General features: G+C 56.4%; 9 protein-coding genes and 1 riboswitch. Of the genes, 6 read left to right on the forward strand and 3 right to left on the reverse strand.

Features of this window, described 5'->3' with window-relative positions; genetic code table 11:
- Positions 1-11: 11 nt before the first annotated feature.
- Positions 12-123, reverse strand: a riboswitch (TPP riboswitch).
- 54 nt (positions 124-177) lie between these two features.
- Positions 178-675: an Rsd/AlgQ family anti-sigma factor gene (locus DOU50_RS09245; RefSeq protein ID WP_023334107.1), complete on the reverse strand. Its 498-nt coding sequence runs from the start codon at positions 673-675 to the stop codon at positions 178-180.
- A 95-nt stretch (positions 676-770) separates the two neighbouring features.
- Between DOU50_RS09245 and nudC the strand changes: the two genes are divergently transcribed.
- The 6 genes from nudC (at position 771) to DOU50_RS09275 (ending at position 5,123) form a co-directional block, all read left to right on the forward strand.
- A complete protein-coding gene (gene nudC, locus DOU50_RS09250) occupies positions 771-1,544 on the forward strand; it encodes an NAD(+) diphosphatase (protein ID WP_061716170.1) in 774 nt (257 codons plus the stop codon).
- A 38-nt stretch (positions 1,545-1,582) separates the two neighbouring features.
- Positions 1,583-2,647, forward strand: a complete 1,065-nt coding sequence (gene hemE, locus DOU50_RS09255; RefSeq protein ID WP_024908252.1) for a uroporphyrinogen decarboxylase — start codon at positions 1,583-1,585, stop codon at positions 2,645-2,647.
- Positions 2,648-2,656: 9 nt separating this feature from the next.
- Positions 2,657-3,328 (forward strand): deoxyribonuclease V, encoded by a 672-nt coding sequence (gene nfi / locus DOU50_RS09260; protein WP_024908251.1) that lies wholly within the window; start codon positions 2,657-2,659, stop codon positions 3,326-3,328.
- A gap of 41 nt (positions 3,329-3,369) precedes the next feature.
- Complete coding sequence (locus DOU50_RS09265) at positions 3,370-3,960, forward strand: YjaG family protein (protein WP_008503468.1); 591 nt, start codon at positions 3,370-3,372, stop codon at positions 3,958-3,960.
- A gap of 186 nt (positions 3,961-4,146) precedes the next feature.
- Positions 4,147-4,419 carry a nucleoid-associated protein HU-alpha gene (gene hupA, locus DOU50_RS09270; protein ID WP_002445246.1) on the forward strand — a complete coding sequence of 91 codons (273 nt, stop codon included), beginning with the start codon at positions 4,147-4,149 and terminating at the stop codon, positions 4,417-4,419.
- Positions 4,420-4,430: 11 nt separating this feature from the next.
- Positions 4,431-5,123 carry a DUF1481 domain-containing protein gene (locus tag DOU50_RS09275; protein ID WP_061716168.1) on the forward strand — a complete coding sequence of 231 codons (693 nt, stop codon included), beginning with the start codon at positions 4,431-4,433 and terminating at the stop codon, positions 5,121-5,123.
- 46 nt (positions 5,124-5,169) lie between these two features.
- Here the strand turns inward: DOU50_RS09275 and purD are convergent, their stop codons facing one another.
- Both purD and purH read right to left on the reverse strand, forming a co-directional pair.
- Entirely contained in the window at positions 5,170-6,462 is a 1,293-nt protein-coding gene (purD, locus tag DOU50_RS09280; protein ID WP_024908249.1) for a phosphoribosylamine--glycine ligase, read from the reverse strand.
- A gap of 15 nt (positions 6,463-6,477) precedes the next feature.
- Complete coding sequence (purH, locus tag DOU50_RS09285) at positions 6,478-8,067, reverse strand: bifunctional phosphoribosylaminoimidazolecarboxamide formyltransferase/IMP cyclohydrolase (RefSeq protein ID WP_148769242.1); 1,590 nt, start codon at positions 8,065-8,067, stop codon at positions 6,478-6,480.
- Positions 8,068-8,468: the final 401 nt, after the last annotated feature.

The raw sequence follows: 8,468 nt of genomic DNA on the forward strand, positions 1-8,468 counted from the left end.
GGCGATACAACAGCAGTGTGACTCTTGTTCCCTTCGCAGGTATTAACCTGATCAGGTTCCGCGGATCCCGAATTAACGGTCTCAGCCCGCGCTTTCAGGCGCTGGGCACTCCGACAAGAAAAATCCCCCTCGTGAGAGGGGCGAATGGTTGTAAATTACTCGTTAACGGTGAAGAACTCAAGCAGGGCGCGCGACGTTCTCTTCGTTACTGATGTTCAAATCATTGTCCAGTACAAGGGCGATCAGCTTATCTTCCAGCGTGAATCGCTCTTCCAGCGCTTCACCGAGGTCGGATAGCGCCCGCTGAAACTCAAGATAGTTATCGTGATCGATGGCGTTCTCGAGCGCGGAATCATAGTAATCCATGATCTGCTGGGTGTTGGCTTCCAGCAGCGGATAGAGCTTGCTGGCTGCTAAATACGGTGTTGTCCCTTCCATTTCGCGGATAATGCGTTCATAAATATTGAAATGGCCGTCGGACAGATAGTCGACCAGGCCCTGACAAAAATCATCCAGCGCTTTTTCATTCAGTCGCATAAACGATTCTTTGCCAGGCTTAATGCCGACCAGATTGTAATAAGCCACGAGTAGATGCTTGCGCACATGTAGCCAGCGATCCACCAGTTTGTTACTTCCTCTAACGCGCTCAGTCAGGCTTTCCAGCTGGTTTAACATGGTCGACTCCGCAAAATGTAGGATTGAATCTGCTTATCCAGAATGTAACCACAATGCTAACAACATGTCAGTGAAGCGAAGGTAGTGCAATAGATATGGATCGTATTATTGAAAAATCAGATCTTGGTTGGTGGATCGTCAGTCACGAACAAAAATTATGGCTTCCTGCCGGGGAAATCCCCTATGGCGCAGCTGAGGCGTTCGATCTTGCTGGCCAGCCAGCGCTACAGATCGGCGAGTGGCAGGGTGAGCCCGTGTGGTTGATCCAACAGCCCCGCCGCCAGGATATGGGATCTGTGCGCCAGGTGCTGGATCTGGACGTGGGGCTGTTCCAGCTGGCGGGGCGCGGCGTGCAGCTGGCGGAGTTTTACCGCTCGCATAAATACTGCGGCTATTGCGGCCATACCATGCGTCCGAGCAAAACCGAATGGGCGATGCTCTGCAACCACTGCCGCGAACGCTACTATCCGCAGATTGCGCCGTGCATTATCGTCGCTATCCGCCGGGAGGATTCCATCCTGCTGGCGCAGCATACCCGTCATCGCAACGGCGTTCATACCGTGCTGGCCGGCTTCGTCGAAGTGGGCGAAACGCTGGAGCAGGCGGTGGCGCGCGAGGTGATGGAGGAGAGCGGGATCAAAGTGAAGAACCTGCGCTACGTCACCTCCCAGCCGTGGCCGTTCCCGCAGTCGCTGATGACGGCCTTTATGGCCGAATATGACAGCGGCGAGATCGTTATCGATCAGAAAGAGCTGCTGGATGCGAACTGGTATCGCTACGACGATTTACCGCTGTTACCTCCGCCGGGCACCGTGGCGCGTCGGCTGATAGAAGATACCGTGGCGATGTGTCGGGCCGAGTATGAGTAGTGTTACACTGAGGCCATGACGCTTAAGGAACTGCAAAAATGACCGAACTGAAGAACGATCGTTATCTGCGTGCGCTGCTGCGCCAGCCCGTTGATGTCACCCCGGTGTGGATGATGCGCCAGGCGGGACGCTATCTGCCAGAGTACAAAGCCACGCGCGCGCAGGCGGGCGATTTTATGTCGCTGTGCAAAAACGCCGAGCTGGCCTGTGAAGTGACGCTCCAGCCGCTGCGCCGCTTCCCGCTGGATGCTGCGATCCTCTTCTCGGATATTCTGACCATTCCGGATGCCATGGGCCTTGGCCTGTACTTCGAAACCGGTGAAGGCCCGCGTTTCACCTCTCCGATCAAAAGCAAAGCCGACGTGGACAAGCTGCCGATCCCCGATCCGGAAGGCGAGCTGGGCTACGTGATGAACGCCGTGCGCACCATTCGCCGCGAGCTGAAAGGTGAAGTGCCGCTGATTGGCTTCTCCGGCAGCCCGTGGACGCTGGCGACCTATATGGTTGAAGGGGGCAGCAGCAAAGCCTTCACCCTGATTAAAAAGATGATGTACGCCGAGCCGCTGGCCCTGCATGCGCTGCTCGACAAGCTGGCGAAGAGCGTCACCCTCTATCTGAACGCGCAGATTAAGGCGGGTGCGCAGTCGGTGATGATTTTCGATACCTGGGGCGGCGTGCTGACCGGACGCGATTATCAGCAGTTCTCCCTGTATTACATGCACAAAATCGTCGACGGCCTGCTGCGTGAAAACGAAGGTCGCCGCGTGCCGGTGACGCTGTTCACTAAAGGTGGCGGCCAGTGGCTGGAAGCGATGGCGGCAACCGGCTGCGACGCGCTGGGCCTCGACTGGACCACCGATATTGCCGATGCGCGTCGTCGCGTGGGCGACAAAGTGGCGCTGCAGGGCAATATGGACCCGTCCATGCTCTATGCGCCGCCAGCCCGCATTGAAGAAGAAGTGTCGACTATACTGTCTGGTTTCGGCCAGGGGGAAGGCCACGTCTTTAACCTCGGCCACGGTATTCATCAGGATGTACCGCCAGAGCACGCAGGCGTATTTGTGGAGGCGGTGCATCGGCTTTCTGCCCAGTATCACAAGTAAGGAGTCGTTATGGATCTCGCGTCGCTACGCGCTCAACAAATCGAACTGGCCTCATCGGTGATCCGTGAGGATCGTCTGGATAAGGATCCTCCGCAGTACATTGGCGGAGCAGACGTCGGGTTCGAGCAGGGTGGGGAAGTGACGCGAGCGGCGATGGTGGTACTGAAATACCCTTCGCTTGAGCTGATGGAGTACAAGGTCGCGCGTATCGCGACCACCATGCCGTATATCCCGGGCTTTCTCTCCTTCCGCGAATATCCCGCGCTGCTGGCAGCGTGGGAGCAGCTCTCGCAAAAACCTGACCTGCTGTTTGTCGATGGGCACGGGATCTCACACCCGCGCCGTTTAGGCGTTGCCAGCCACTTTGGGCTGCTGGTGGATGTGCCGACCATTGGCGTTGCCAAGAAACGCCTGTGCGGCGCGTTTGAGCCACTCTCCGACGAGCCGGGCGCGCTGGCACCGCTTATCCATAAAGGAGAGCAGCTGGCGTGGGTCTGGCGCAGCAAAGCTCGCTGTAATCCGCTGTTCATCGCCACCGGCCATCGGGTGAGCATGGACAGCGCTCTGGCGTGGGTACAGCGCTGCATGAACGGCTACCGCTTACCGGAACCGACGCGCTGGGCTGACGCGGTGGCCTCTTCGCGTCCGGCTTTTGTTCGTTGGCAGGAAATTCAGCGGTGATTCAGGTAAACTGCGCCTAATTTTCGATTCGAGAGATCATCATGCTACAAAACCCGATTCACCTGCGCCTTGAAAAGCTGGAAAGCTGGCAGCACGTCACCTTTATGGCTTGCCTGTGCGAGCGCATGTATCCCAACTATGCCGCGTTCTGTAAGCAGACGGGCTTTGGTGATGGCCATATCTACCGCCGCATTCTGGATCTGATCTGGGAAACGCTGACGGTGAAAGACGCGAAGGTGAATTTCGACTCTCAGCTCGAAAAGCTGGAAGAGGCGATTCCGGTGGCGGATGATTTTGACCTGTACGGTGTCTACCCGGCGATTGATGCCTGCGTGGCGTTAAGCGAACTGCTTCACTCCCGTCTGAGCGGTGAAACGCTGGAGCACGCTATTGAAGTCAGTAAGGCATCTATTACGACCGTGGCGATGCTGGAAATGACCCAGGAAGGTCGCGAAATGACCGATGAAGAACTGCGTGCAAACCCGGCCGTTGAGCAAGAATGGGACATTCAGTGGGAAATTTTCCGCCTGCTGGCAGAGTGTGAAGAACGCGATATTGAACTGATAAAAGGGCTGCGTGCGGACTTACGTGAGGCCGGTGAGAGTAATATTGGTATAATTTTTAACCAATGAGATAAGAAAACTTGAGATAACGCCCGTTTTGTCGCTCCTCGACTCTTCCCTTTCGCCCCTTGTCTGGTCTACATTTGGGGGGCGAAAAAAAGTGGCTATCGGTGCGTGTATGCAGGAGAGTGCTTTTTTGGCATTTTCGTCGCACTCGATGCTTAGCAAGCGATAAACACATTGAAAGGATAACTTATGAACAAGACTCAACTGATTGATGTAATTGCGGACAAGGCTGATCTGTCTAAAGTGCAGGCTAAAGCTGCTCTGGAATCTACCCTGGCTGCTATTACTGAGTCTCTGAAAGAAGGCGATGCTGTACAACTGGTTGGTTTCGGTACCTTCAAAGTGAACCACCGCGCTGAGCGTACTGGCCGCAACCCGCAGACCGGTAAAGAAATCAAAATCGCCGCAGCGAACGTGCCGGCATTTGTTTCTGGTAAAGCACTGAAAGACGCAGTTAAGTAAGACGCGTGGCAGTGAACAGTTTTAGCGAAGGGGCGGCAACGCCCCTTTTGTCTTTCTGGCGCGGAACGCTCGCGCTGGCAGGCATGCTGCTGCTGTCCGCCTGCAGCCACGACACCTCCCTGCCGCCGTTTACCGCCAGCGGCTACGCGGACAACCAGGGCGCGGTCAGGATTTGGCGCAAAGATTCCGGCGGCGAAGTGCATCTGCTTTCTGCCTTTAGCCCGTGGCATAACGGCAATACGTCGACGGCGGAATATCGCTGGCAGGGGGATGACCTGTCGCTGATTGAACTGAACGTCTACAGCAAGACCCCCGAACACGTGAAAGTGCGTTTTGACGACCATGGCGAGCTGAGCTTTATGCAGCGCGAAGTCGGCGGTCAAAAACAGCAGCTTTCCAGCGATCAAATCGCCCTCTACCGTTACCGTGCCGAACAAATCCGCCAGACCAGCGATGCGCTTCGTCTGGGACGCGTTGTGCTGCGCCAGGGGCGCTGGCATAACGACGGGACGGTAACCACCTGCGAAGGGCAAACGGTCAAGCCTGAGCTTGAATCCTGGGCGACCGAACACATTCAACGCCGTCAGCGTCATTCCTCAATGGAAGTGAGTGTGGCGTGGCTGGAAGCGCCGGAAGGCTCTCAGCTGCTGCTGGTGGCGAACGAAGACTTCTGTACCTGGCAGCCGACAGAGAAGAGTTTCTGAGGTAAATCCCCTCTCCCTTGAGGGAGAGGGTGAGGGCGAGGAGGAATTACTCCCCCTGCTCGCGCGCAATCGCGCGATAGCCGATATCCTGACGGCTAAAGCTACCGTTCCAGTGAATATCCGCCATCAGCGCATAGGCGCGCTTCTGCGCTTCTGCCACGGTATGACCCAGCGCGGTCGCACACAGCACGCGTCCGCCGTTGGTCAGAACGCGATCGTCTTCAGCCAGCTTCGTACCGGCATGGAACACCTTCGCACCGTCAATCTCTTCCAGCGGCAGACCGTGGATCTCATCCCCGGTGTTGTAATTACCCGGATAACCACCCGCAGCAATCACCACACCCAGAGATGCACGCTCGTCCCACTCTGACGTTTTCTCGTCCAGCTTACCTTCGCAGGCTGCCAGACACAGATCCACCAGATCGGATTTCATGCGCAGCATGATGGGCTGAGTTTCCGGATCGCCAAAGCGGCAGTTGAATTCGATAACCTTAGGGTTACCCTGCTTGTCGATCATCAGGCCCGCGTAGAGGAAACCGGTGTAGGTGTTACCTTCCGCCGCCATCCCTTTCACGGTTGGCCAGATGACGCGATCCATGGTGCGTTGATGAACTTCGTCAGTCACGACCGGAGCAGGGGAGTAGGCGCCCATCCCGCCGGTATTAGGACCCGTGTCGCCATTACCCACACGCTTGTGGTCCTGGCTGGTGGCCATCGGCAGAACGTGCTCGCCGTCGACCATCACGATAAAGCTGGCTTCTTCACCGTCGAGGAACTCTTCAATCACGATACGGTGGCCCGCATCGCCGAAAGCGTTACCTGCCAGCATGTCCTGAACCGCGGCTTCGGCTTCTTCGAGCGTCATCGCGACGATCACGCCTTTACCGGCGGCCAGACCGTCGGCCTTGATAACAATCGGCGCGCCCTTCTCACGTAAGTAGGCCAGAGCAGGCTCCACTTCAGTGAAATTCTGATATTCCGCCGTCGGGATATTATGACGCGCGAGGAAATCTTTGGTGAAGGCTTTGGAGCCTTCCAGCTGCGCGGCCCCTTGTGTTGGCCCGAAGATTGTCAGGCCCGCCGCGCGGAACGCGTCAACGACGCCAATCACCAGCGGCGCTTCCGGGCCGACGATGGTCAGGTCGATTTTCTCGCTCTGGGCAAAACTCAGCAGCGCCGGAATGTCAGTCACGCCGATAGCCACGTTCTGCAGCGCGGGTTCCAGTGCGGTACCGGCGTTGCCCGGTGCCACGAAGACCGTTTTCACCAGCGGAGACTGCGCCGCTTTCCACGCCAGCGCGTGCTCGCGTCCGCCGTTACCAATCACTAATACTTTCATTTTCAGCTCCGGGAATTAATGGCGGAAGTGGCGCATGTCGGTGAAAATCATCGCAATGCCGTGTTCGTCGGCGGCGGCAATCACTTCGTCGTCGCGGATTGAGCCGCCAGGCTGGATCACGCAGGTGATGCCGACAGCAGCTGCCGCATCGATACCGTCACGGAACGGGAAGAACGCGTCAGAAGCCATGGCGGAGCCTTTCACTTCCAGACCTTCATCGCCTGCTTTAATGCCCGCGATTTTCGCGGAATAGACGCGGCTCATCTGGCCAGCACCTATTCCGATGGTCATATTCTCTTTCGCGTAGACGATGGCGTTGGATTTGACGAACTTCGCCACTTTCCAGCAGAACAGCGCGTCACGTAGTTCCTGTTCGGTCGGCTGACGTTTGGTCACCACGCGCAGGTCGGCTTCTGTCACCATACCCAGATCGCGATCCTGAACCAGCAGGCCGCCGTTCACGCGTTTGAAGTCCAGGCCCGGCACGCGTTGTGCCCACTGGCCGCAAACCAGTACGCGTACGTTCTGTTTTGCCGCGGTAATTTTGAGCGCCTCTTCGGATGCGGATGGCGCGATGATCACTTCAACGAACTGGCGGGAGATGATGGCCTGAGCCGTTTCAGCATCCAGCTCGCGGTTGAAGGCGATAATGCCGCCGAACGCAGAGGTCGGGTCGGTTTTGTAGGCGCGATCGTAGGCATCCAGAATAGAGGTGCTCACGGCAACGCCGCATGGGTTCGCGTGCTTGACGATAACGCAGGCCGGCTCGCTGAACTCTTTTACGCATTCCAGCGCGGCGTCGGTGTCGGCAATGTTGTTATAGGAGAGGGCTTTGCCCTGAACCTGCTGAGCGGTCGCAACAGAGGCTTCTTTTACCTCTTCTTCTATATAGAAGGCTGCCTGCTGGTGGCTGTTCTCACCGTAACGCATATCCTGCTTCTTAATGAAGTTCAGGTTCAGGGTGCGCGGGAAGCGGCCTGAAGGATCTTTGCTTTCACCGTGGTAAGCCGGTACCAGGCTACCGAAGTAGTTGGCGATCATGCTGTCGTACGCGGCGGTGTGTTCGAAGGCTTTGATGGCGAGGTCGAAACGCGTTTCCAGGGTCAGCGACCCTTCGTTGGCATCCATCTCATTAATAATGGTTTCGTAATCGCTGCTCTTTACGACGATGGCCACATCTTTATGGTTCTTGGCCGCGGAGCGCACCATGGTCGGGCCGCCGATATCAATATTCTCTACGGCATCTTCCAGAGAGCAGCCTTCGCGGGCAACGGTCTGGGCAAACGGGTAGAGGTTAACAACCACCATGTCGATTGGCGCGATGTCATGCTGTTCCATAATGGCGTCGTCCTGACCGCGACGGCCAAGAATACCGCCGTGGACTTTTGGATGCAGGGTTTTGACGCGTCCATCCATCATTTCCGGGAAACCGGTGTAATCGGACACTTCGGTTACCGGCAGACCTTTATCTGCTAACAGGCGAGCGGTACCGCCTGTGGAAAGCAGCTCCACACCGCGTGCGGAAAGTGCCTGAGCGAATTCGACGATACCGGCTTTATCAGAAACACTGAGCAGAGCGCGGCGGACTGGACGACGTTGTTGCATGGTAAATCCCCTGGATTTCACGATTACAGAGAGCGTTAGATGAATTTTCCTGTGAAAAACTCATCTAACACACCTGACGAGGCATCCTTGTTAAGCGCGAGCATTTTAACGAAAACGTTTGCGCAACGCTCGCACATTTTCACTTTTTCGTATCTTTGTGGATAAGTCTGTGTGTAAAAAGGTATAAGGCGGGGTTTTGCTGTGGAATGCAGCAGTCAGTCATTTTTCTGTCATTTAGCGGTTGCGGCCTGCGGAGAACTCCCTATAATGCGCCTCCATCGACACGGCGGATGTGAATCACTTCACACAACAAGCGGTTCGGTTGAAGAGAAAAAATCCTGAAATAACGGGTTGACTCTGAAAGAGGAAAGCGTAATATACGCCACCTCGCAACGGTGAGC

It is taken from the genome of Enterobacter sp. C6 (assembly GCF_008122455.1).
GTDB classification, from domain to species: domain Bacteria; phylum Pseudomonadota; class Gammaproteobacteria; order Enterobacterales; family Enterobacteriaceae; genus Enterobacter; species Enterobacter pseudoroggenkampii.